General features: G+C 69.8%; 24 protein-coding genes. 6 read left to right on the forward strand and 18 right to left on the reverse strand.

Annotation, left to right across the window (positions count from 1 at the left end; genetic code table 11):
• The 7 genes from WBK50_RS00005 to WBK50_RS00035 all read right to left on the reverse strand — a co-directional run.
• On the reverse strand, nucleotides 1-1297 hold a 1297-nt coding region (locus WBK50_RS00005), incomplete at its 3' end, for a replication initiator (protein ID WP_341333629.1).
• Nucleotides 1294-1791 (reverse strand): hypothetical protein, encoded by a 498-nt coding sequence (locus WBK50_RS00010; protein ID WP_341333630.1) that lies wholly within the window; start codon nucleotides 1789-1791, stop codon nucleotides 1294-1296. The genes WBK50_RS00005 and WBK50_RS00010, both read right to left, overlap by 4 nt.
• A gap of 70 nt (nucleotides 1792-1861) precedes the next feature.
• Complete coding sequence (locus tag WBK50_RS00015) at nucleotides 1862-2077, reverse strand: hypothetical protein (RefSeq protein WP_341339234.1); 216 nt, start codon at nucleotides 2075-2077, stop codon at nucleotides 1862-1864.
• A complete protein-coding gene (locus WBK50_RS00020; RefSeq protein ID WP_341333631.1) occupies nucleotides 2077-3510 on the reverse strand; it encodes an FtsK/SpoIIIE domain-containing protein in 1434 nt (477 codons plus the stop codon). The genes WBK50_RS00015 and WBK50_RS00020 overlap by 1 nt, the downstream gene beginning before the upstream one ends.
• Nucleotides 3511-3512: 2 nt before the next feature.
• Nucleotides 3513-3722, reverse strand: coding sequence for a hypothetical protein (locus WBK50_RS00025; protein WP_341333632.1), 210 nt, complete (start codon nucleotides 3720-3722; stop codon nucleotides 3513-3515).
• On the reverse strand, nucleotides 3713-3931 hold the full coding sequence (locus WBK50_RS00030) for a hypothetical protein (protein WP_341333633.1): 219 nt from the start codon (nucleotides 3929-3931) through the stop codon (nucleotides 3713-3715). Before WBK50_RS00030 ends, WBK50_RS00025 begins: the two co-directional genes overlap by 10 nt.
• Nucleotides 3932-4086: 155 nt before the next feature.
• Nucleotides 4087-4467 (reverse strand): hypothetical protein, encoded by a 381-nt coding sequence (locus tag WBK50_RS00035; RefSeq protein WP_341333634.1) that lies wholly within the window; start codon nucleotides 4465-4467, stop codon nucleotides 4087-4089.
• A gap of 126 nt (nucleotides 4468-4593) precedes the next feature.
• Here WBK50_RS00035 and WBK50_RS00040 point away from each other — a divergent pair, with 126 nt between their 5' ends.
• From WBK50_RS00040 to WBK50_RS00050, 3 genes are all read left to right on the forward strand, one after another.
• Nucleotides 4594-5415: a hypothetical protein gene (locus WBK50_RS00040; protein ID WP_341333635.1), complete on the forward strand. Its 822-nt coding sequence runs from the start codon at nucleotides 4594-4596 to the stop codon at nucleotides 5413-5415.
• Nucleotides 5416-5492: 77 nt separating this feature from the next.
• Nucleotides 5493-6224 (forward strand): hypothetical protein, encoded by a 732-nt coding sequence (locus WBK50_RS00045; RefSeq protein ID WP_341333636.1) that lies wholly within the window; start codon nucleotides 5493-5495, stop codon nucleotides 6222-6224.
• A 225-nt stretch (nucleotides 6225-6449) separates the two neighbouring features.
• Entirely contained in the window at nucleotides 6450-7250 is an 801-nt protein-coding gene (locus WBK50_RS00050; protein WP_341333637.1) for a hypothetical protein, read from the forward strand.
• A 432-nt stretch (nucleotides 7251-7682) separates the two neighbouring features.
• Here the strand turns inward: WBK50_RS00050 and WBK50_RS00055 are convergent, their stop codons facing one another.
• Nucleotides 7683-8357: a hypothetical protein gene (locus WBK50_RS00055; RefSeq protein WP_341333638.1), complete on the reverse strand. Its 675-nt coding sequence runs from the start codon at nucleotides 8355-8357 to the stop codon at nucleotides 7683-7685.
• A gap of 303 nt (nucleotides 8358-8660) precedes the next feature.
• Here WBK50_RS00055 and WBK50_RS00060 point away from each other — a divergent pair, with 303 nt between their 5' ends.
• Complete coding sequence (locus tag WBK50_RS00060) at nucleotides 8661-9821, forward strand: three-Cys-motif partner protein TcmP (RefSeq protein WP_341333639.1); 1161 nt, start codon at nucleotides 8661-8663, stop codon at nucleotides 9819-9821.
• Here the strand turns inward: WBK50_RS00060 and WBK50_RS00065 are convergent, their stop codons facing one another.
• The 3 genes from WBK50_RS00065 to WBK50_RS00075 form a co-directional block, all read right to left on the reverse strand.
• On the reverse strand, nucleotides 9822-10577 hold the full coding sequence (locus tag WBK50_RS00065) for a DUF5131 family protein (RefSeq protein WP_341333640.1): 756 nt from the start codon (nucleotides 10575-10577) through the stop codon (nucleotides 9822-9824). It abuts the gene before it with no gap.
• Nucleotides 10578-11229: 652 nt separating this feature from the next.
• Nucleotides 11230-11676: a tyrosine-type recombinase/integrase gene (locus tag WBK50_RS00070; protein ID WP_445942198.1), complete on the reverse strand. Its 447-nt coding sequence runs from the start codon at nucleotides 11674-11676 to the stop codon at nucleotides 11230-11232.
• Nucleotides 11677-11716: 40 nt separating this feature from the next.
• Nucleotides 11717-11890: a hypothetical protein gene (locus tag WBK50_RS00075; protein WP_341333642.1), complete on the reverse strand. Its 174-nt coding sequence runs from the start codon at nucleotides 11888-11890 to the stop codon at nucleotides 11717-11719.
• A gap of 586 nt (nucleotides 11891-12476) precedes the next feature.
• Between WBK50_RS00075 and WBK50_RS00080 the strand changes: the two genes are divergently transcribed.
• A complete protein-coding gene (locus WBK50_RS00080; RefSeq protein WP_341333643.1) occupies nucleotides 12477-12989 on the forward strand; it encodes a DUF4234 domain-containing protein in 513 nt (170 codons plus the stop codon).
• A 36-nt stretch (nucleotides 12990-13025) separates the two neighbouring features.
• Here the strand turns inward: WBK50_RS00080 and WBK50_RS00085 are convergent, their stop codons facing one another.
• From WBK50_RS00085 to WBK50_RS00115, 7 genes are all read right to left on the reverse strand, one after another.
• A complete protein-coding gene (locus tag WBK50_RS00085; RefSeq protein WP_341333644.1) occupies nucleotides 13026-13385 on the reverse strand; it encodes a hypothetical protein in 360 nt (119 codons plus the stop codon).
• Nucleotides 13386-13529: 144 nt separating this feature from the next.
• Entirely contained in the window at nucleotides 13530-14147 is a 618-nt protein-coding gene (locus tag WBK50_RS00090; RefSeq protein WP_341333645.1) for a TIGR03086 family protein, read from the reverse strand.
• 219 nt (nucleotides 14148-14366) lie between these two features.
• Complete coding sequence (locus WBK50_RS00095) at nucleotides 14367-14819, reverse strand: YdeI/OmpD-associated family protein (RefSeq protein ID WP_341333646.1); 453 nt, start codon at nucleotides 14817-14819, stop codon at nucleotides 14367-14369.
• A gap of 149 nt (nucleotides 14820-14968) precedes the next feature.
• Entirely contained in the window at nucleotides 14969-15778 is an 810-nt protein-coding gene (locus WBK50_RS00100; protein WP_341333647.1) for an oxygenase MpaB family protein, read from the reverse strand.
• Between the two features lie 40 nt (nucleotides 15779-15818).
• The gene (locus tag WBK50_RS00105) at nucleotides 15819-17231 is read right to left on the reverse strand and encodes an amidase (protein WP_341333648.1); all 1413 of its coding nucleotides are present in this window, start codon (nucleotides 17229-17231) and stop codon (nucleotides 15819-15821) included.
• A gap of 14 nt (nucleotides 17232-17245) precedes the next feature.
• Nucleotides 17246-18577, reverse strand: a complete 1332-nt coding sequence (locus tag WBK50_RS00110; RefSeq protein ID WP_341333649.1) for an MFS transporter — start codon at nucleotides 18575-18577, stop codon at nucleotides 17246-17248.
• A gap of 77 nt (nucleotides 18578-18654) precedes the next feature.
• Nucleotides 18655-19926 carry a M18 family aminopeptidase gene (locus WBK50_RS00115; protein WP_341333650.1) on the reverse strand — a complete coding sequence of 424 codons (1272 nt, stop codon included), beginning with the start codon at nucleotides 19924-19926 and terminating at the stop codon, nucleotides 18655-18657.
• Nucleotides 19927-19945: 19 nt separating this feature from the next.
• Between WBK50_RS00115 and mftG the strand changes: the two genes are divergently transcribed.
• Nucleotides 19946-21403 carry a mycofactocin dehydrogenase MftG gene (mftG, locus tag WBK50_RS00120; RefSeq protein ID WP_341333651.1) on the forward strand — a complete coding sequence of 486 codons (1458 nt, stop codon included), beginning with the start codon at nucleotides 19946-19948 and terminating at the stop codon, nucleotides 21401-21403.
• The last annotated feature ends 26 nt before the right edge of the window (nucleotides 21404-21429 follow it).

The raw sequence follows: 21429 nt of genomic DNA on the forward strand, positions 1-21429 counted from the left end.
CTCGGATGCGTTCGGCGTGGGCGATGGCGAGTTCGCGGTCGGCTTCGTCGCGGTGACCGATGCCTACGAGGTGCCAGTCGTTGACGACGAGGACCGGGTCGTCGGCGGGGTGCCCGAGCTGGTCGAGCTGTTCGGCGAGCCGCCAGGCCCGACGGTCGTGGCGGATGACGCGGAAGGTGGTGGAGTAGGCGCGGCTCTTGGTGAGGAAGTGGCCGCGGAACCCGAGCATGTGGGCCCATTTGCGCAGGTTCAGCTCTGCGTACTGGTCGAGGCCGCCGAGGTGCCAGGCGGTTTCGATGAGCCGTCGGTGATGGGCGGCGAGGCGCATGCGCTCGAGGTGGGCGAGGGAGCGGATGGGCCGGTCGGGGTGGCCGTCGGTCTTCCCGGTGCCCTTGGTGGCGTACTTGGCGATGTAGCCGGCCAACCGGCTGTCGGTGATCTCGCCGTGCTCGTCGGTGACCGCGTCGTGCGCGGTGGGGGTGATCTCCCGCAGGTCGAGTTGCGCGCCCCAGCGCAGGGTGAGGATCGGGCCGTCGGGTCGGGTGACGTCGAGGCTGGTCGCGGTGGCTGCCTCGTGGACGGCGTCGCGCAGGGCCTCGGCGGTGAGCCCGGCGGGCGGTGGGTCGGCGGGTCCGTCCGGGCCGTCGAGCCGGAGGGCGGCGTGGAAGTGGACGAGCCCGCGGCGCTGGTACTCGGCGACCTTGGCGTAGGACAGCCGGGCGACCTGGCCGAAGCGGCGGCCGGAGACCCCGAGCCGACCGGCAAGAGCACGCCGGAGGGCGATGGTGAAGCGGTGCCAGAGCTTCCCGGCGTGGGCCTGCCACAGCACGGCCGCGGTGTAGTCGTAGGTGTCGTGGTCGATCGCGCCGCCGAGCTGCGGATCATGGTCGCGGTGGTGGAGCCCGCAGGCGCACGGGATGACCCGGCCGCGGGCGGTGAGCCGTCGGGTGTGGACAGCCCCGAACGAGGGCGCGGTGAGGGTGAGGAACAGCCGGGGCCGGTCGGTGACGGTGGCGGGGATGCCGCGTTCGTTCCCGGCGAGTCCGGCGCGGATGAGGTGGAAGGCGTCGGCGGCGTAGCGGTCCGAGCAGGCCGGGCAGACGGTGTCGCGGCGGTTCCCGCAGGGCGCCCAGACCTCCCCGGTGCGCTGGGCCAGGACCCGCCCGTCGCGGGTGGTGATGGTGGAGGAGCCGCGGAGGCGGACCGGGTGGGCGCAGCCGCCGGTGGCTTCCATGCGGGCCCGCCACGTCGGGTAGTCGAACGAGCGCAACCGCGCGGTCAGGTCCAGGTCGCTCATCGGGCGTACACCTCGTGCTCGTGTTCGATCTCGACGGGATCGGCGCGCAAGCCGTGGTGACGGGCCAGGCGTTCGGCGCCGGCCCGGTAGGAGCGGGCCCGGCCGATGACTTCCCCGGCGCTGGTCTCGACGAGGTAGGTGCCGTTCTCGCGGACGATGGCGCCGGAGAACTCGTCCGCGGTGACCAGGCCGTGCCCGGGGCGCACGACATCGACGAACACCCGCACCCGGTCTCCCGGCTGGGCCTCGGTGGTGGCGATGGCGGGCAGGTCGACGGCGGTGGCGGCCTCGGGTTCCGGGTGGCCGTCGACGGTGACGGTGACTCGGGTTCCGTGGGTGAGCCGTCCGGCGGCGAGGAGTTGGTGCACGGTCGTGGCGATGTCGGGCCGGACGGGGATGGCGTGTTCGGCGGCGCGGGTGCCGGTGTGGCGGGTGTGCACGGTCTCGCCGATGCCGACCAGGACGTAGCCGGGGTCGCGGGCGTCGCGCAGCACGCGGTCGGTGGTCTCGTCGTCGAACAGCAGGGCTTGCCCGGCCGCCTCCCGACGGGGGCGGGGACGCGGCTCATCGGGTCCACCACCAGGAGTAGCGGGCCTCGGCGCCCCATTCAGCGGCGAGCGCGCGGGTCGTCTTCCACTCGATCAGGGCGGCGCCGAGGACGGCGGCCCAGAACCAGCCGGAGCCAGTGCCGAGCACGAGCCAGAGCACTCCGACGGTGGTGGCGAGGGCGAGGGTGACGCGCAGCCAGGTCGCGGCGGCCCATCCGGTGACGGCCCACATCACGCGGCCTCCCCATCGCCGACGGCCCGCAGCCCCGGGGTGGCTGGTGGGGTGCAGCGGGCGACGAGCTCGTCGATCTCCTCGTCGGTGACCAGGGCGGCGCGGAACCGGATCGGCAGCCGCGAGCGCTGGTCGATCACGTACCCGATCCCGGCATGCGATTGATCGCCGGGGATCTCGTCGGCCAGCGCGCCCCGCTCGCGGGCTCCTTCGCCGAGGACCATGTCCACGTGGGAGCTGGCGGTGACGCCGAGGCAGATCCGGGTGGGGAACAGCTCGCGGACGTCGACGACGTCCTTGGACGGCTCTTGGACGTAGCCCATGACCGAGACCAGGCAGGCCCGTCCTTGGGTGAGGATCTCGGCGAGTAGGCGCAGGGCCTCGCGGACGTCGCTGCGTTCGCCGTAGGCGGTGAGCATCGCCATCTCGTCGATCACGACCAGGTCCAGCGGGGTCTCCGGGCTGACGTCGAGGCGCCGGAGGCCGTGGGCGGCCATGTGGGCCTGGCGGGTCTTCATCTCGTCCCGCACGGCGGTGAGGACGGCGATGGCCTCGGCGGGGGTGGTGGCGTGGCGGTGGAATAGGGGTGCTCCGCGGTGGGTCTCGGCGCCGCCTTTGAGGTCGATGACGTGCAGCCGGACCAGCCGGTCGCGGATGGTGGGCCCCATCGCGCGCAGCGGTGCCCAGATCAGCGAGCCCTTCCCGGAGCCGGTGGCGCCGGCCACCAGGACGTGACGGCCGGGCACGCCGAGGGTGAAGGGGTGGCCGTACTCGTCCTCCCCGACCGGGAGCGCGGCGAGATCGACCGTTTCGGCGTCGGTGGGGATCACTGGTGCGGGGATGGGCAGGGTGAAGGGCATCTGGCGTTCGACCACGACGGTGAGGACCCCAGGCTTGTGGCGGGTGACGGCGACCCGGTGGGCGCGCATCGCGTCGGCGAGGGTCTCGGTGCGGCCGGTCCAGAGCGTGAGGTCCTGGCCGCGGGTCAGACGGACCCGCAGGGTGTCGATCGAGCGCGTGGCCGAGCGGACCCGCAGTACCCGGGGGGCGTCGATGTGTCCGGTGTGGTGGTTGGTCCGGGCGAGGCCGCAGTCGGCGAGCAGGGTCGCCCAGCGACGGCCGCGGTAGGTGGTCCAGCGCCGCCAGGCCGCGCGCAGGGTGGGGGCGGCGAAGCGGTCGAACGTGGGCGGGTGCAGCCGCCCCCACACCACCACGGCCAGCAGCAGCGAGCCGATAGTGATCGTGGCCGGGACCGGGCCGACGAGTACCGCGGCCGCGACGAGGGTGGTGGGGACGAGCAGGAACAGGGGGTGGCGGGCCAGCCAGGCCAGGCCGCGGAACTCGCCGCCGACCGGGCGGGAGGAGTGCCGGACCGTGGGGCGGTGGTGCGCCTCGGCGTGGCGCAGGGACGGGCGGTGCAGCGGGCGGGCCATGATCAGACTCCCTTGCGGATGGCGAGCTGGGCCAGGCGCAGCCCCTCGGCGACCCCGGCGCGCCAGGCCTGCTCGGTCGGGACCTCCGGGGTGGTGGCGTGCAGGAACCGGCGGCGCTCGCGGTCCAGGCGGCGCACCAGGCGACCGACGCCGTTCGCGGGCTGACGGACCCGGCCGTGCCGGACGGGCTTCTCGGTGGCGGTCAGGGACATGTCGTCTCCTCGGGGCTGGTTGCGGTGCAGGGGGCTGCGGTGCCGTGACAGCCGGGACAGATGCCGTCGCCGGGGCAGGCGGGGCAGTCCCGGCCGTCACCGGCGCCGGGGGAGGTGTCCGGGGTGGTGCCGTAGCCGTCGCAGACGTCGCACGAGCCGGAGCCCGAGCAGCCGCCACAGACGGCGGTGGTGGTCGCGGTGGTGGTCATCAGGGGCCTCCGGTGCTGGTGGTGGCCTGTTTTCGGGCAGGGGGCAGCCACTGCGGAATTGCGGTGATTTCGCCGATCAATGAGGGGGTCGGCTGCCCCGTGCCCGAGCGCGGCCGGTCAGGCCGCCGGGAGGTGGGCCGTCAGGCCCGGCGCTGCTACTTGTCGCTGCTCGGGCGCGGCGCCGGGGCCGAGGCGTGCTTGAGGCCCATGGCCCGCCACGCGAGTCCGGAGTTGACCCGGCCCGCGGACTCGAGCTGGTAGGGGGACACGCGGACGTCGATCAGCTCGACCCGCACGTCCTCCCCGAAGTCCGGCCCGGGATCGGTCGCGAGGGTCACCTTGATCTCCTCGCCCTTCGGGGCCCGCTCGCCCGGCTTGGCCCGCAGCTTCGCGAACAGCGACACCGTGAACTGGGTGGCGCCGTCGCGGTCGGTCACCGGAATCTGGGCGCCGTTGACGTCATCGCGCATCTTCGGGGCGGGCGGCTCCACGATGGTCAGCTTGTAGCCGCCGAGGTTCACCGGAATGTCTCGCATCGCTCTTGCTCCTTCGATCGATCCGTGTAGGCCCCTAAACATCTGAAGCAGTGATGTTGAGGGGGCTAAACCGATGATGGCCCGCGGCGAGCCTGCTTGTCAAGGGGCCTAAACTCGCGGGCGTGGATGAGGAGTTCGAACGCCTGCGCCGGGAGCCTGACCCGGTGCGACGAGGGCGCAGGGCTACCGAGCTTCCTGGCGACTTACCAGCAGCGCTCGGTGGAGCTGGCGCGCCTACGTCGGGCCGCGATCGAGGAGGCGCGGGACCAGCTCGGCGGCAGTTACACCGAGGTCGCCAAGGCCTTTGGGCTGACGAAGGGCCGGATCACGCAGATCCGCAACAGCGCCCCGCCCGCGCACCGGGCGTTCTTCGGGGTCGGCCCGCTCGACGTCGCGGTGGTCGGCCGGCGCATCTTGGAGCGCGAAGACATGGTCATCGCCGCCGAGGACGATGCGGTAGGCGCGCGCCTGATCGCTGAGGCCGAGCAGCTCGCCTTCACCGCCGAGCGGCTGGTCGTCGACCCGCGCGAGGAGTGGGAGCCGGCCGGCGACTCGATCGTGGTGTGTGGCCCGGCGTCGGCGCACATCGGCAACGCGCTGATGAGCGAGGACCCGGTACTCGGGATGACCATCGCTGACGGGGGCCGCTGGTACATCGTGGACAAGACCACGGGGGAGCGGCTCGCCTCGCCGATGGACGACCCCGAACCCCGCCGGGCCGACGTCGCCTACCTCGCCCGCCATGTCCGCGACGGCCAGGTCATCACCCACATCGCCGGAGTCCACGCGCTCGGCTCGATCGGCGCCGCCCACTACCTCACCGAGCACCTGGCCGAGCTGTACACCGCGCACCCCGACGACTCGTTCAGCATGGCCGTAACCGCCGAGTTCGACGGCCTCACGCCCAAGTCCAGCGACGTCCTCGTGGCCCCGCGACCATGGGCCTGACCGTCGCCGCTGCGTCGCGGCCTGGCGGGGACCCGCCGGGACAGGATCGGTGGGGAACGAGCGCGCGAGCCGCGGTCGTGCTCGACGGCGCCAGCTCCTACAGCCCGGAGGCCCCGCCGGCCGATGACTACGTCGACGTGCTGCTCCCGGCTCTGCTCGGCCGCGTGGACGACGGCGATCTCCGTGACCAGCTCCGCGAGGCTCTCGCCGGGATGGTCGACCGCCTCGGGTTGGTGCCCGGCGCGGCGCCCTCGTCCACCGTGCTGATCCTCAGGGTGGGGGAGGAGCTGGTGGAGGTCGCTGCGCTTGGCGACAGCACGGCCGTCATCGGTCATCCCGACGGCACCACGAGTCGACTGTCCGACGACCGGCTTGCCCGCATCGGGGCCGACCAGCGTCGTGCCTATCGGGAGCACCTACGGCAGGGAAGCGGCTTCGGCCCCGACCATCGCGACCGCCTACGCGAGTTGCAGCGCAGCGAGTTCCCGCACCGCAATCAGACCGGGGGCTACTGGATCGCAGAGGCCGATCCGGCGGCTGCTGACGAGCTGGTCGTCCGCTCGTTCCCGCGCGATGCGGTCTCGTGGGTCGTGCTCGCCACTGACGGAGCCCAGATGCACATCGACCGGCTCGGTGACCGATGGGACGTCATCGCGAGGCAGGGCGACGGACAGCTCGCCGCGTTCCTCAACAGTGCGCAGCAGTGGGAGACCGAGGCAGACCCGGACGGCATCGAGCTGCCTCGATCCAAGCGCCACGACGACAAGACCGTCGTCGCATGGCAGCCCGCGGCGTCACCCATCAACTGAGACCTCGTCTCGGAGAACCTCCAGCCGACAACCGCGCTGACCTGCAGTTCCGCACAGCTCGTGGCCGCGGGGTTCAGACTTTCTCTACCTGTTCAAGGCGGCGCCTGCGGCGCCGCGCGGCGCTGCGTCCGGTGCAGCCGCAAGCGCTCGCGCGGGGCGTGCGGCCTCCGGCCGGTCCCCGCGCGGCGCACGGCTGCCAACTCGTGCCGCAGTTATGGTTGGCCGATGGGTGCGACCCCGAGCGACTCCGAAATTCTTGCCGCCCTCGACCGGTCAGGATTCCTCTTAGAGCAACGAGTTGCCGCCGAATTGGAAGCCGCTGGATTCGGAGTCCGCATATCTGCCGCCTACATGGACCCCGACCTGCAGAAAACTCGCGAGATTGACATTATTGCCGCGAGAAGAGTCACCGACCGTGGGGGCCACAAGCGGCACGCATGGCTGATCATAACCGTCGAGTGCAAGAGCACCCCACTGCCCCATATAGCTTTTCTGAACGACTGGAAAAACTGGGATAGGGAGAACTTGCCCTGGGAGGTTCGCCTTCCCCCTGAGTTTGAGACCCTGAAGCGATTCACCGACGAGTGGGCCATTCATCGTGTAAATTCAACCCGGCGCGCAGTGCAGGTTGTTCGCATGGATCGGGAAGGATCCGGCTTCAAGGCTCGGAGTGACATGCACGAAACCGGCCTTCCCGCGATCAAAGCCGCACGCGACGCTCGAATTCGATACGGCGGGGCCGACAGAACCACGCCGATCATCTCTTTCCCCGTAGCCGTGGTAGGCGGGGACATTCTCTCAGTCGGTCCCGGAGACTACGATAATCCCACTCTTACGCATCAGGACTTCGTCGTTGTTTCGTACGAGAATCGCAGCGAGTGGACCTCGCGCGATCACAACAGAAGTCATTACGACCTCGTCAGTTTCACATCTATGCGAAAATGGATTGATCACATCAACAGCGTTTCCGGGCGGGTTGCCGAATACGTGCCGCACTTGCCACCGTCACTCGATTTCGACGACTGAGGAGAAGATGCCCTCGCCGGGCGGGCAGATCAACAGGATGGGCCCGTACCATCCCGACGACCTCCCGGAGGGCTACCACGCGGCCGCTCGTGGGCGGAGCCTGGCAAGCTCGGGTGCGGTGACGTCGAGGGCCGCCCACGAGCGACCGCGTGGTCGGGCTGTGCCAGGTCGACGGGATGGCACTCAGCAGACGGGGGAGGGGCACCCCTCCATTACCCCCAGAAATCAACGACAGATGTCTATGGCGAACGCCCGGGATGGGATCGTCCCGGGGCGAAGTCATGCAGCGTGCGAGCCACAACTGCAGACGAGCGCAACCGTCGAACAGAGTGGATCTTGTTTCGCAGGGATACTGGTTCGAGTCCAGTCGGAGGAGCTTTCGGTGCAGCTCAGAGACTGAGAGCACGACCAATCACAAAATCACGGTACGGTTTACGAACCGGAAACCCTGTTCTCCTTCTCGCGGGAACTCGTCACTCTCCGAAACATGGTGCGTGTACGAGGCTTTTGCGTCTCGGTCGTTGCTAACTCTGGGTGTCTGGCAAGCCAGTCCTTCTCGTCCTTATCGGACTGGGCGATCTCATCGGCATAAATGATGTCCCGATACTCTGCATCCAGATCTTGTAAGGCAGCCGCGATCCGGACCATGGCGGTTGGCCTACTCGGCAGCTCGGCGCCACTGGCGCACGCGGCCAGAACCTCCCTGGCATATGCGACAGCGGCCCGGGAGATCGAGTAGGGCTGCCAGTAGAAGTGGCCCATGTGGTAAAGCGATCCCGACTCGTGAAGAGCTTCCAGGGAGAATTCAACCTCCTTGCGGACGGCGGTCGGGAGGTACAGGAGCTCAAGGTGGAGTTGATCGCGGATTAAACTGGTCTCCGAGGCGTAGGCGGTCGACTCCTCGCCCTCGAGACGATCTGCACGCATCTGCCGATGGTCGAGATCGGTCAGGAGCGCGCTTGCCCGCTGAGCAGCGGTGACTTCTCGGGCACGCGCTTCCTTGGATCGCTCAGACGCAACTGTCCGTCTGTGTTGGCGACCACCTGCCGCAAGTGTTGTCACAGACCCGACGATCGCCCCGACGAGTCCCGATCCGGCGGTGATCATCGCAGTTACCGTCGCGGGGTCCACAGATTCGGACACTACGGTGAGGTAGATGAGCTACGCGCGGCGGCCGGCCATAGGCCGCCTTATCTTCTCGTCCTCTCCAAGAGTCACGACCGTGCCGACCGCCTCAACCCCGCTGCGCGCCCCGGCGCCGACCCTGGCCGGTCGTTCGCAGGAGCTGTCACTCCAGTGTCAAGGAGCGGGGCAGCGTCGAGGTGTCCGGCGCCAGGGGCCAAGCTCACAGTCAGCCTGAACGGAGCGGGGTGGATCAGTAACGCCGCGTGGTCGGGGAGCGAGTTCCCCATGCAGACCACGACGAGCATGCGAGGGTGCGCCCACACGATGGCAAGTACCGACGATACCGACGGCGACGACGACACCGTCTGGGAGCTGAAGCCTCACACCGAGGCCAAGCACCGGCTGCTGACAGGATACTTGAAAGCTTGGTTCCCCGTCCTGAGCCGGTGGAACGATCGCATCGTTTTCCTGGATGGCTTCGCTGGGCCAGGAATTTACAAGGGTGGGGAACCGGGCTCACCTACGCAGGCTTTGGGTGTCCTACTTGATCACACCTACGGGGCTGCAATGACGAACAAAAAGTTCGTCTTCATCTTCAACGAGGACAAACCCAGGCGCCACGCAAGACTGACCGAAGTTGTCGATGCTTTCATGGCTGAGCACCAGCCTTGGCCAGCGAATGTGGAAGTCTCTGTCCAAGGCGACAAGTTCGAAGACCTCGCGGAGGGCATTCTCGCCTACCTCGACGAGCAGAAGGCGCACCTCGCGCCCACCTTCGCCTTCATTGACCCGTTCGGCGTCAAAGGCCTGCCGATGGATTTGCTACGTCGCTTCTTGTCATTCGAGAAGTGTGAGCTGTTGGTGTACTTCGACTTCAACACGGTTAACAGGTTCGCGAATGCTGGAAATATCGATCCCAGGCTAGAGGAACTGTTCGGTACGGACCTTTTCAAGCAGGCGAAGGGACTTTCCGGGGCCGAACGTAAGGCTTTCCTGCATGATCTCTATCAAGCGCAACTTACGGACGTCTGTGGATTCCCGCTCGTCAAAAGCTTCGAGATGATCAACGAGACCGGTCACACCGGCTACTTCCTCTTCTACGGCACCCGAAACATCAAGGGCCTGGAGATTATGAAGGATGTGATGTGGCGTGTCGACCCGGGCGGCGGGCAAAGGTTCTCTGACAAGCTCGCAGGCCTGGATGTCCTCTTCGAAGACGAGGTCGACACCCGACCTTTACAGAGGGATATGGCTCAGCACTTCCGTGGACAGACGGTCACAGTCGAGACCCTCGAGCACTACATCCTCATCGACACGCCTTATGCTCTGAAGCACCTGAAGAAGTTGACATTAAAACCGATGCAGATGGCAGGGGGTATAACCAGTCCGAATCAGAAAAAGCGGAACACTTACCCCCCTGGGACGCTGATCGAGTTCAGGTCTTGATCACACGGCGACTGAACTGCGCTGCTCGGGATACTCGCTCCAGAGTCGACCGTCGAGGGTTCGTCCGCCAGCCTTCGGTGTGTGGCCACCCCACTGCTTAAAGAAAAAGGGCACCCCCGCGTCGTTCGCGACGTCACGAAGCGAGCGGACCCAAGAAGGGTCAACAGGACGAGCCCTCGCACCGCTCTCCCCGCCAGCGATGACCCAATGGATGCCGTCAAGATTGATGCCGTCCAGCGGGCCAATCAAAGGCTCCGCTGAAATAAAACGAACGCCAGCTGGCACGGAGCGCAGGTGATCCATTCGCTTGAGTTGATCCTGGGATTCGACACTGACGCCCATCCACAGGTTGGAGGGCCAGTCAAGCTGATCGGCAAGACGGGCGAGTCGGGAAGCTCGTTTCGTCAGCACTTGATAGGTGTGCCGCGGCGTAGCTGCGATCGTCGCGAAGACGTCCTGCACGTAGCTCAATGGCACCTTGGCGTGGAACAAGTCACTCATGCTGTTAACGAAGATGACTCGCGGCTTCGCCCACCGCAACGGCACGTCAAGGGAATCAGGATGCAGGGTCACGCCGAAGCCAGGACCAGACGTTATTTCATTGCCGTCAAGCTGGTAGCGAGCTTGGCCCATCGCCTTCAGTCGCCCAGCAAGTTTTAGGGCGTAACAGTTGTCGCAGCCAGCGCTGATTTTGTCGCAGCCCGTCGTGGGGTTCCACGTCGCTTCGGTCCACTCGATCGAGCTACTTTGCGCCATCTTGAGAGCTTACAGATGCAGACGGTATCGAACAAGTGTTCGATGAGTGTTTGGCAACTTTGCGTCGAACGGTTCGGTCCGTCGGTGACCTGCATACCGTCTACGGCTGACGGCTCTACCCTACCCAGCGCAAGCTGATGGTCGCTGACGAGCTGCATGTCCGGGCGCATGTCCCAGTTGTCAGTGCGTCGACAACGGTGTCGAGGGCGGGGGCGGACGCCATGTCGGCAGTCTGTCGAGCGGGCTCAGGAGCGTGGCGCGCGATCGTCAATCGTTCGTCAGAGCGCCCACCAACAGCGACAGACGGCGAGGACTGGCGAAGGCCATCCCCGCAGGTCGGATCGGGTGTAGACCGGAATGCCGCAGGTAGGCGCGACCTGCGGATTCGTTCCGGTTCAACGTCTGGCCCTCGCCGGGCAGGCATGTCTCCGGGATGGCGCTCCAGGGGCACTCTGAGGGCGTGGCACGGCACGTCAGGGATGCAGCAACCGACAGCAACCAGTGTCGCAACCCGGCCCGCTCAGCTCGTCCGCAGGCGGACGCCGATGAACGCCTGAGCAGCCAGGGAGCGGCGGGACCAGGGCGCCAGCACACCTTGAAAGCGAGAGTCCCGAAAGGGTCCGGGGGTTCGAATCCCTCCGCTTCCGCCAGGTCACGGCGCTGTCGGCCGATCATGGTTCGTCTCGATGGTCGGCCTGACATCAACCGGTGGCATCAACCCGGCCGAAACCGCCTCCCCGAGCTGGGCCAGTGCTGCGACCTTTTCGGTCAGGTCTCCGTGCGCGTAGACCATCATCGTGACCTTGATGTCGCTGTGGCCGGCGATCTCGCGGACCACGTGCGGGGGCACGCCGAGGGCGAGCAGCAAGGACACGGCGGTGTGCCGCAGGTCGTGGAAGCGCAACGTTCCGAGGCCGGCTGCCTCACGGACGTCGTGCCAGTACTTGACCAGCGTGTAGGGCGACATCGGCCGGCCCTGCCGGGTGGCGAACACGAACCCGGAGTCCTCCCATTTCTCACCGGCGTCGGCCCGTTCGGCGTCCTGGCGCTTCTGGTGCACGCGCAGCGCCGAGACCACGACGTCGGGCAACGGGATCACCCGCCGGGGCGCCCGGGTCTTCGGTGGCTGGAGGCTCTGCCTATGTCTTGTTCTGCACGACGCCGGCAACGGGGAGGAGATCCCGCTCCAGAAGGGCGTACGCCTCGGCGAGGTCGCGGACTCCTGCCGGGCTGTTGCCCACGTTCGGTGCTGCCTTGATGATCGCGTTGAGGATGGCTTCGTGGGCCTGCTCGCTGAGACTCTGATCGGCCATGGGAGTCGACGCTACCCGCCCGCACCAGCAGGAGCACCGGGATCGGTGATCGTGCGTCGCAGAGTTGCAGGCGGATGTCCTGACCACAACCGTGAGATCAACCCGACCGCTACCTGTCGAACGCAGACAGACACGCCCCGTGCCGCAGACAGGCCAGGCCGAGCAGCTCGCGCCGGCGCATGCCAGCACGATCGCGCAGAGGTAGAGCGCGACAAGCGGTCATCAGCGATCTTCGCCGGCAGCTCACGAGCGGCGCCCGGGTCGGGGCCGGCGTCCACCTCGTACTCAGGGTTCGACGTTGTGACCAGCTTCGCCGGGTTCCGGCTGATCAGCTCTCGCGCACGTCGTTGGACAGCGCATTCCGCAGAACCGCGTGCCGGGCCGGGGCGGCGCTCCTGCGCGCTCGACCTTGCCGCTCCGCTCCCGGCCGGCACGCCTGGGGTGCCCGTCCGACCGGGGGTAGTCAAAATTACTGATCATCCGGCTGAGGATCTAACGCGTAGGGCTGGATGGGCGACACACGGGCAAGGCCGGACGACCGGCCCGCCGGATCGGTCAACTGTCCCCGAGACTCGAAGGAGTCCCTGTGTCGCGCCCCCAGGACCCGACGTTCCACAACTACAGCCAGCCCGGTGCTGCCCTTCCTGTCGTCGCGCCGCATGGCGGGCAGCCGATGCCGCTGGTCCCGATGGGCGCGCCGCCGACGGGCGGCCTGGTGAAGCGACGCAACCCGCTCGCCGTCTGGCTGGGCCTGCCCCTGATCACCCTCGGGATCTACTCGTTGGTCTGGTATTACAAGATCCACCGGGAAATGGCGGACGTCACCCGCAAGCCGGACGCACCGGTCGCCGGTCCGATGCTGGTGCTGCTGTTGCTGGGCTGGACCGGGATCGCGCTCCTCGTGTCGTTCTTCCGTACCGGCAACCGCATCGCGGAGGCCCAGCGCGCCGCCGGACTGGCCCAGACCTGCAACCCCTTCATCGGTCTGTTGCTCTGCTTCGTCTTCGGGCTCCAGACGGCCTATTACCAGAGCGAGTTGAACAAGATCGCGGACGCCACGTCCTCGGTGGGCGTCCGGGCTGCACCTCACTTCTCGTAAGGCGTCGAGCTGCTCGAATGCTCCCGAGGCCGGCCGTCAACGCGCGCTGCCGACCTCCGCCACCGGGAGAGTGAGGGACGTCGACGCGGCCGCGGCCGCGTAGTCGATGGTGCGTGGCCGGTTCGGGCGACGGGCAGCGGACACGGCGAAGACGATGCTGGACGCCGAGAAGATCGCGAGCGTGAGGCATCCCCGGGAGAACCCGGCGGCGAGGGCCTCGGCGTGTGGGGTGGCCTCCGGCGAGGGGGCTGTGATCACGTTGCTGTAGACGCCGGCGACGACGGCGGTCATGACGGCGCCGCCGACGTAACGGGCCATGTTGGAGATGCCGGAGGCCTGGCCGACCTGCTCGGGGGTGACGCAGGAGGTGGCGATAGCCAGAACAGGCCCTGCCACCCGGTCACCTCGTTGAGGACGCCGCCGATCACCGATCGACACGGGCACCTTCGTAGGCCTGAGCGGCGATCCGGCGACCGGCGGCCGCAGCGACCTCGGAGGCGAGAGTCCCGAAAGGGGTTCGGGGGCCCGAGTCCCTGCCGGTCAATGCTCCACCAACGGGTGCGGATCCCGCCCCGCCATCATCAGGAACCTGTCCCGCCACGACACGTCCGCCGGAACCGGCTCGATCGGTTCCCGGAAGATCCCGATGGACCGCCACGCCTCTGCCCGCGGTGCCGTCCCCTCCCACATCCCGCGCGCCAGCTCCTCGGTCAGCGGGCACGCCCGCGACCCCAGGTGCATCGCGATGTCGTGCGCGAGGAAGCAGCGGGCGATGTTCAGCTGCCAGAAGTAGTCCCGCGCCGCGACGTCGCCGAAGCTGCAGTGGACGATCGCGTCCCCGTCCGTCACCTCCGCGGCGGCGGCACAGGCCAGACCGGAGATGCGGGCGACGGCGGCCGCGGCGTCGGAACCGAGCAGGTCGCCGTCGAAGCGGTCCTTGCCGACGTCCTCCATGGTCCGGCCGGCCAGCAGGTCCGGCACCCACGAATCGTCGTAGGCGTAGTGGTTGACCAGCGGTTTCATTCGCAGGGCCAGGTCCGCACCGGGCATGTCGAACATCGCGGGGACCACGATGCGCCAGTGCTCGTGTCGGATCCGGCCGATCACCTCGACGAGCACCTGCTCCGCCATCACGAACAGCTCAGCCTCGCGGATCATCCGACCTCCTCGTCGCAGTCGGCTGAGCGTGGCACGGCGTCGTCGACGCTGACTACGGAGATCTCACACCTGCGACACCTCGACCTCCTCCGAGATGCCCGACGCACGCGACGCGAGAAGGGGGAGGGACGACGGCCCGGCATCCTGCTGCCCCGGATCGTCGACGACCTCCTGCACACGCCCGGCGACGTCGGCCGCGACCGAGACCGGGCCCGGTGCTCAGGTGGCGCGGAGCGTCTCGACGACCTTCGCGACCCGACGGGCGCGGGTCGCGTCGGTCTTCGCGCCCTCGACGGACAGGGTGTGCCGGCGCTGGTTGCTGTGGCTGAGCGCGTCGAACGCCGCGCGGGCGGCCGGCTCCGCGTCCAGCGCGGCCGCCAGGTCCGCCGGCACCTCGACGACGCGGGGCGCGGTGTCCAGCTCCAGCTCGACGTCCGCCGCGTCCCCCGCGGAGAGCCCCGCGGCGGTGCGGTTCTCGGCGCTGAGCGGCAGCAGGTAGCGCCCGCCCATCACTGCGACGGTGCTCCGGTAGGTGTGCCCGCCGACGGTCACGGTGACGGCGGGCCGCTTCCCGGCCCCCAGCGCGTCGACGACCTCGGGCGGGACCTCGAAACCGGTGGCGGTCCTGCCGCCGAGCTCCACGGTCGTCGAGAAGCGGGTGGTTCCGGCCATGGGGCTGTGTCCTCTCGGAGGCGGGACCTGCGAGTATGCCGTGATCGTCAGGCGGAGCGGCGGTGGCGCAGCGAATCGAGCGCGTAGGAGCCCGGGCGTGCCTCCCGGATCGTGATCTCGGCAGAGGAGACCGGCGACCGGGCCCGAACTCATCGCGCCGCGCGCACCAGCCGTCGGGCCCGCTGGATCTCCGGCGGCGCCGGGACGTCCGGCAGCACCGCGGTCGCGGTCCGGAGGCCCCGCAGGACCAGGGACGACCCGAGATCGGTCGTCGGCAGTCCGGGCAGCTTGTACAGGCGCCGGGCCCAGCGGGGAAGGGTCGCGAAACCGAGCGTCGACACCGTGGAGATCAACACCTTCGCCTGTGCCGGAGCCTCGCCGCGCGGCAGGAAGAGGTTCTGCGCGGCCCGCCTCGCCTCGTCCGTGAGGTACAGCTCCGGGCGGACGCGCCGGAAGTAGTCCCGCAGCTCCGCCCGGCTCGCGGGCACGTCGGCGGGGTCCAGGCCGACGACCTCCGCGGCCCGCACGTTCTCCGCGACGTACGTGTCCGCCTCGGCGCCGCCGACGAGCCCGGCCCGGCGGGCGATGTCCAGGTAGGAGTCGATCTCGGCGCAGTGCACCCACAGCAGCCCGTCCCGGGAGTCGATGCGGAACGTCTCGCCGGTGTCCGGGTCGAACCCCCGGAGCTTGCCGTGCAGCGCCCGGACCCGGGCCGCCGCGAGCTCGACCTCGGCGAGCGACCCGAACGTCCGGGTGCCGACGAACTCCACCGTCCGCTCGAACCGGCTCCACGCCTTCTTCGGGTCGAACAGCGCCGAGTTCTGGTAGGTCCCGCGCATCACCCGGGGATGCAGGGCCTGAAGCAGCAGCGCCCGCATCCCGGCGACCCACAGGACCGGCTCCAGATGGACGCGCCAGGTGACGGAGTCCGGCCCGAAGAGCCCGTGATCGGCTGTCATCCTCCCAGCACAGCACTCCGGAGCCGCCGCCGCGAGACGATCACACGACGGGCGGCCGCCGCTCCCCGCACCGCGTCGCCCGCTCGAACGCCTCGGCGACCTTCAGCAGCTCCAGCTCGCCGCGGTGTCCGCCGACCATCTGCATCCCCACCGGCAGGCCGCCGGGCGTGAACCCGGCGGGCACCGAGATCGCCGGGTGACCCGTCGCGGAGATCAGGTAGGCCGACGCCATCCAGTCCAGGTAGGACGGCTGCGCGACGCCCGCGACCTCCTTCGGGAACTCGATCCCCACCTCGAACGGCACGACCTGCGAGACCGGGAGCAGCAGCACGTCGAAGCGGGTGAAGAACTCCCGCATGCGCCCGAACAGGACGCCGTGCAGCGTCTCCGCCCGGGCCAGGTCGGGACCCGTGAGCGCCAGCCCCTCCTCGGTGTTCGCGACCAGCGTGTCCTTGAGCATGTCCCGGTGCCGCTCCAGCAGCGGGCCGAACGCCGCGGCGAACTGCCACGCCCGCAGGGTGCGGAACACCTCGTCCGCGCCGCGCAGGTCCGGGAACGCCTCCTCGACGTGGGCCCCGAGCTCGGAGAACACCCTGACCTGCGGTTCCAGCGCCGCAGTGACCTCGTCGTCGACGGGGACGCGGCCGCCGAGATCGGCGGTCCAGGCCACCCGGAGCCCGGTCAGGTCGCGCTCGAGCGGGACGTCGAAGATCGAGCCCGGGACGTCGATGCCGATGGGGCAGCGCGGATCCGGGCCGGCCATGACGGAGAGCAGCAGCGCCGCGTCACCGACGGTCCGGGCCATCGGGCCCTGCACCCCCATCGTCGAGAAGGCCAGGGCGCTCGGGTACGTCGGCACCCGGCCGGGGGCGGGGCGCAGGCCCACGACGTTGTTGAACGACGCCGGGTTGCGCAGCGAGCCGCCCATGTCGCTGCCGTCCGAGAGCGGGTGCATGCCGCAGGCCAGCGCGGCCGCGGCGCCGCCGCTGCTGCCACCGGCGCTGCGCTCCAGGTCGTAGGGGTTGTGGGTGGCGCCGAAGACCGGGTTGAACGTGTGCGAACCGGCGGCGAACTCCGGCACGTTGGTCTTGCCGAGGGTGATCGCCCCCGCGGCCCGGATGCGCTCGATCACGAGCTCGTCGGCGTCCGGGACGAAGTCCGCGAGCAGGGGCGAGCCGGACGTGGTGCGGATCCCGGCCGTCGAGTGGGTGTCCTTGTGCGCCATGGGGATGCCGTGCAACGGGCCGAGCGGCTCACCGGCGAGGAGCCGGGCGTCGGCCGCGTCGGCCTCGGCCAGCGCGCGCTCCGGGACCAGGGTGACGACGGCGTTGACCTGTGGGTTCACCGCGTCGATCCGGTCCAGGTGCGCCTGGACCAGCTCGCGGGCGGAGATCTCGCGGCGGCGGAGCATCGCCGCCATCTCCCGGGCCGTGCGGAAGCAGAGGTCGGTCACCTGGGTGACGCTAGCTAACCGTGCGTCCGAGCCGCCTCCACCGACGGTGGTGCGCTGCCGGCCGGCCGCGGCATCAGCAGCAACGCGCCCATCGCCACCACGCAACAGGCGATGATGTACCAGGAGATCCCGGTGCTCGACCCGGTGTTCTTCAGGATCGCCGCCGCGATCAGCGGGGCGGGACCGCCGGCGATCACGGAGGCGAGCTGGTAACCGAGCCCGGCACCGCTGTAGCGGATGTTGGTCCCGAAGGACTCGGCGATCAGCGCCGCCTGGGGGCCGTACTGCATGTCGTGGAAGATCAGCGAGAGGACGATCGCGAGCAGCACCAGGCCGGCGGTCCGGGTGTTGAGCAGGCCGAAGTACGGGAAGGCGTAGAGCGCGGTGCAGACGATGCCGATGCCGTACATGAGCCGGCGGCCGATCACGTCGGACAGCCAGCCGAACAGGGGCACGCTCACCAGCCCGATGGCCGCCGCGATCAGGGTGTCCGTCAGCAGGCTGCTGCGCTCGAGCTTCAGTTGCTGGGTGCCGTAGGTGAGCACGAACGTGATGAAGAGGTAGAACGGCGCCTGCTCGGACAGCCGGACGAGCGCGGAGACGAGCACCTCGCGCCACTGGGTGCGCAGCACCTCCAGCACGGGTTGCTTCACGACGGTCTGCTTCTCCTTGACCGCCGCGAACTCCGGGCTCTCCAGCACCCGCAGCCTGACGTACAGCCCGACGCCGACGAGCAGGAGGCTCGCCAGGAACGGCACGCGCCAGCCCCAGGTCTCGAACGCGGGACCTGTGGTCGACGACATGAGCTGCACCATCGCCGTCGACAGGAGCAGGCCGAGCGGCACCCCGACCTGCGGCCAGCTCGCCATGAACCCCCGCCGCTTCACCGAGCCCCACTCCATCGCGAGCAGCACCGAGCCGCCCCACTCGCCGCCGACCGCCACGCCCTGCAGCAGCCGCAGCACCGTCAGCAGGATCGGTGCCGCGATCCCGATCGCGGCGTAGGTCGGCAGGATGCCGATCAGGGCGGTGCCGATCCCCATGATCAGCAAGGTCGTGATCAGGGTGGACTTGCGGCCGATCCGGTCCCCGTAGTGGCCGAAGATCGCGGCGCCGATCGGGCGGGCGGCGAACCCGACGAACTGGGTGCCGAAGGCCAACAGCACCCCGACGTAGGGGTCGCTACCGGGGAAGAACAGCTTCGGGAAGATCAGCGCGGCGGCCGTCCCGTACAGGAAGAAGTCGTACCACTCGATCGTCGTTCCGACCGTCGACGCGACGACGGCCCTGCGCCTCTGCGAACGAGCGAGCTTGGTGAAGGGCTGGTCGGCGGCCGTGCTGGTCATGGCCTCTCCCCGTCGTCGCGGATCGGACGGGGCAACGGTGGCCCCGTGTGCGGGCTCCCGTCAACCGGAAGTGCGGATCAGATCGGATCGACCAGGAAGGCGGCCCCCGCCGACGCCAGGTACGCCGGGTCCCGCACCCCGCAGAGCTCCCGCGCCGAGTGCATCGACAGCACCGGGATCCCGACGTCGACGGTCCGGATCCCCAGCCGCGTCGCGACGATCGGTCCCACCGTGGTGCCGCAGGGCATCGTGTTCTTCCCGACGAACGTCTGCGTCGGCACCCCGGCGCCCCGGCAGGCCCGGTGCCAGGCCGCCGCCCCCGGCGCGTCCGTGGCATAGCGCTGGTTCGCGTTGACCTTCAGCGAGGGGCCGCCGTTGGGGATGCTGCGGTGCGCGGGGTCGTGGCGCTCCAGGTAGTTCGGGTGGGCGGCGTGGGTGACGTCCACGGACAAGCAGCGCGAGCGCGAGAACGCCGCGCCCCGGGCGTCGAAACCACCGGCGAGCCTGGTCAGGACCGTCTCCAGGAGCGGGCCGGCGGCCCCGGTCGCGGAGCCGCTGCCGATCTCCTCGTGGTCGAAGCCGACGAACACCGGGATCGTCGAGATCTCCTCGCGCGAGGCGCGGACCAGCGCGTCGAGCCCGGCGTGGACGGACGCCAGGTTGTCCAGCCGGGGGGCGGCGAGCAGCTCGTCGTCCCGGCCGAGGGTGGCCGGCGGCGTGAGGTCGTAGGTGACCAGGTCGTGCGCGGCGATCTCCCGCGCGGCGAGCCCGGTCTCCGCGGCGAGGAACTCCAGGAGATCGCCCTCGTGGACGTCCCCGATGCCCCAGATCGGCAGCATGTGCTGCTGCGCGTCGAGGGTCAGGCCCTGGTTGACCTGGCGGTCCAGGTGAATCGCGAGCTGGGGGACGCGCAGCAGCGGGCGCGCGACGTCCACCGGGACCGTCGTGCCGTCGAACAGCGCGAGGCGGCCGGCGAGCCCGAGGTCGCGGTCCAGCCAGGAGTTCCACAGCGCGCCGCCGTAGATCTCGACGCCGACCTGGCGCCACCCGGCGGCGCCGGAGTCCGGGTTCGGCTTGACCTTCAGCGTGGGGGAGTCCGTGTGCGCGGCGAAGACCCGCAGCGGCGCGCCCGGCTCGACGCCCGCCGGCACGAACCAGGCGAGCAGGGTCCCGTCGCGCACCAGGTAGCGGCCGCCGGGACCGTTCTCCCAGGGCCCGGCTTCCTGCTGCTCGGTGAACCCGGCGGCGGTGAGACGGCGGACGGCCTCCGCCACGGCGTGGTACGGGGAGGGGCTCGCGGCCACGAAGGCGGCGAGATCCAGCGCGGCGGTGGTGTCCGGAGGGTTCACCTGAGGCATCCTCGCAAATGTGCGAGCCGTGGACGTGGTGGTGGTCGGCGCGGGCTCGTCCGGCAGCGCGCTCGCCGGGCGGCTCGCCGAGCGCGGGGACCTCGACGTCCTGCTGCTCGAGGCCGGCCCGGTGTCCACGCTGCCGGACGTCACGCGCGTCGCCTCGCTCGCGGCCACCGCGCCGGGCCACCCGCTGAACTGGTCGTATGCCGCCACCCTGGTCCGGGACCGGATCGTCGCCGTGCCCCGGGGGCGGCTGGTGGGCGGTTCGAGCGCGATCAACGGCGCCTACTTCGTGCGCGCGGTGCCGCAGGACTTCGCGGACTGGGACGTCCCCGGCTGGTCCTACGACGACGTCCTGCCCTACTACCGGCGCTCCGAGCGCGACCTCGACTTCTCCGGCGAGCTGCACGGAACCGACGGGCCGCTGCGGGTCCGCCGCCCGCGTGGTCCCCTGCTCGCCCCGACGACGCCCGCGTTCCTCGCCGCGTGCAGCGCGCTCGGCTACCCGCCGGAGGAGGACAAGAACGCCGGTGGGCCGCCGGGGGCGGGCCTGGTCCCGTCGAACGCCGCGGACGGGGTGCGGATCAGCAGTGCCGCGGCGTATCTGCCGCCGCCGTGGGGTGCCTCGCCGGCGGGCAGGCTGGAGGTCCGGGCCGGGACGACGGTGCTGCGGGTGCTGCTGCAGGGAAACCGCGCGATCGGCGTCGAGACCACGGACGGGCCCGTGCACGCGGGCGAGGTGGTGCTCGCCGCGGGAGCGGTCGGCTCGCCGTACCTGCTGCTGCACAGCGGGATCGGGCCGGGTGCGTCGCTAGGTGCGGCCGGCGTCCCGGTGCGGCACGACCTGCCGGGCGTCGGGGAGAACTGGTCGGACCATCCGACCGTCTTCCTGCCGTTCCGGGGGTCCGGCGCGGTCGACGACGACGCCGTCGCCGGGCAGGCCGCGCTCGACCTGGACTCGGGTTCGGACCCGGCCGGGGACCTGGAGATCCTGCTGTTCGCGCGGCCCTTCGTCCCCGGTGGCGACGTGCACCTGATGTGCGCGCTGCAACGCCCGGAGAGCCGCGGGCACCTGACGTTGACCGGCGCCGATCCGCTCCTCCCGCCCCGGCTGGACTACTACTACCTACGGACCGAGGCCGACCGGAGGCGGCTGCGCGCGGCCGTGCGGATCGCCGCGGACCTGCTGCGCGCGGCCGGGCTGCCCCGGAGCGAGCCGGAGGGTTTCGTGCTCGGCAACGACCGCCGCCTCGACGGGTGGATCTCCGGCGTCCTGACGACGTCCGTGCACCTGTGCGGAAGCGCGGCGCTCGGCTCGGTGGTGGAGCCGGACCTGCGGGTGAAGGGGGTCGAGGGACTGCGGGTGGCGGACACGTCCGTGCTCCCGGTCGTCCCGCGCCGGGGGCCCGCCGCGACCGCGATCATGATCGGCGAGCGCGCCGCGGACCTGGTGGTCCGGGCGTCGGGCCGGTGATCCGGCCGTCCGGCTGCGGGCCGGGC

This window comes from Pseudonocardia sp. T1-2H (assembly GCF_038039215.1).
Classification (GTDB): domain Bacteria; phylum Actinomycetota; class Actinomycetes; order Mycobacteriales; family Pseudonocardiaceae; genus Pseudonocardia.

Coding starts and splice junctions, on each gene's coding strand:
- WBK50_RS00015 (WP_341339234.1), bottom strand. CDS start 2,077: ATGTGGGCCGTCACCGGATGGGCCGCCGCGACCTGGCTGCGCGTCACC.
- WBK50_RS00020 (WP_341333631.1), bottom strand. CDS start 3,510: ATGGCCCGCCCGCTGCACCGCCCGTCCCTGCGCCACGCCGAGGCGCAC.
- WBK50_RS00025 (WP_341333632.1), bottom strand. CDS start 3,722: ATGTCCCTGACCGCCACCGAGAAGCCCGTCCGGCACGGCCGGGTCCGT.
- WBK50_RS00030 (WP_341333633.1), bottom strand. CDS start 3,931: ATGACCACCACCGCGACCACCACCGCCGTCTGTGGCGGCTGCTCGGGC.
- WBK50_RS00035 (WP_341333634.1), bottom strand. CDS start 4,467: ATGCGAGACATTCCGGTGAACCTCGGCGGCTACAAGCTGACCATCGTG.
- WBK50_RS00040 (WP_341333635.1), top strand. CDS start 4,594: ATGAGGAGTTCGAACGCCTGCGCCGGGAGCCTGACCCGGTGCGACGAG.
- WBK50_RS00050 (WP_341333637.1), top strand. CDS start 6,450: ATGGGTGCGACCCCGAGCGACTCCGAAATTCTTGCCGCCCTCGACCGG.
- WBK50_RS00055 (WP_341333638.1), bottom strand. CDS start 8,357: ATGATCACCGCCGGATCGGGACTCGTCGGGGCGATCGTCGGGTCTGTG.
- WBK50_RS00060 (WP_341333639.1), top strand. CDS start 8,661: ATGCAGACCACGACGAGCATGCGAGGGTGCGCCCACACGATGGCAAGT.
- WBK50_RS00065 (WP_341333640.1), bottom strand. CDS start 10,577: ATGGCGCAAAGTAGCTCGATCGAGTGGACCGAAGCGACGTGGAACCCC.
- WBK50_RS00075 (WP_341333642.1), bottom strand. CDS start 11,890: ATGGCCGATCAGAGTCTCAGCGAGCAGGCCCACGAAGCCATCCTCAAC.
- WBK50_RS00090 (WP_341333645.1), bottom strand. CDS start 14,147: ATGATCCGCGAGGCTGAGCTGTTCGTGATGGCGGAGCAGGTGCTCGTC.
- WBK50_RS00095 (WP_341333646.1), bottom strand. CDS start 14,819: ATGGCCGGAACCACCCGCTTCTCGACGACCGTGGAGCTCGGCGGCAGG.
- WBK50_RS00100 (WP_341333647.1), bottom strand. CDS start 15,778: ATGACAGCCGATCACGGGCTCTTCGGGCCGGACTCCGTCACCTGGCGC.
- WBK50_RS00110 (WP_341333649.1), bottom strand. CDS start 18,577: ATGACCAGCACGGCCGCCGACCAGCCCTTCACCAAGCTCGCTCGTTCG.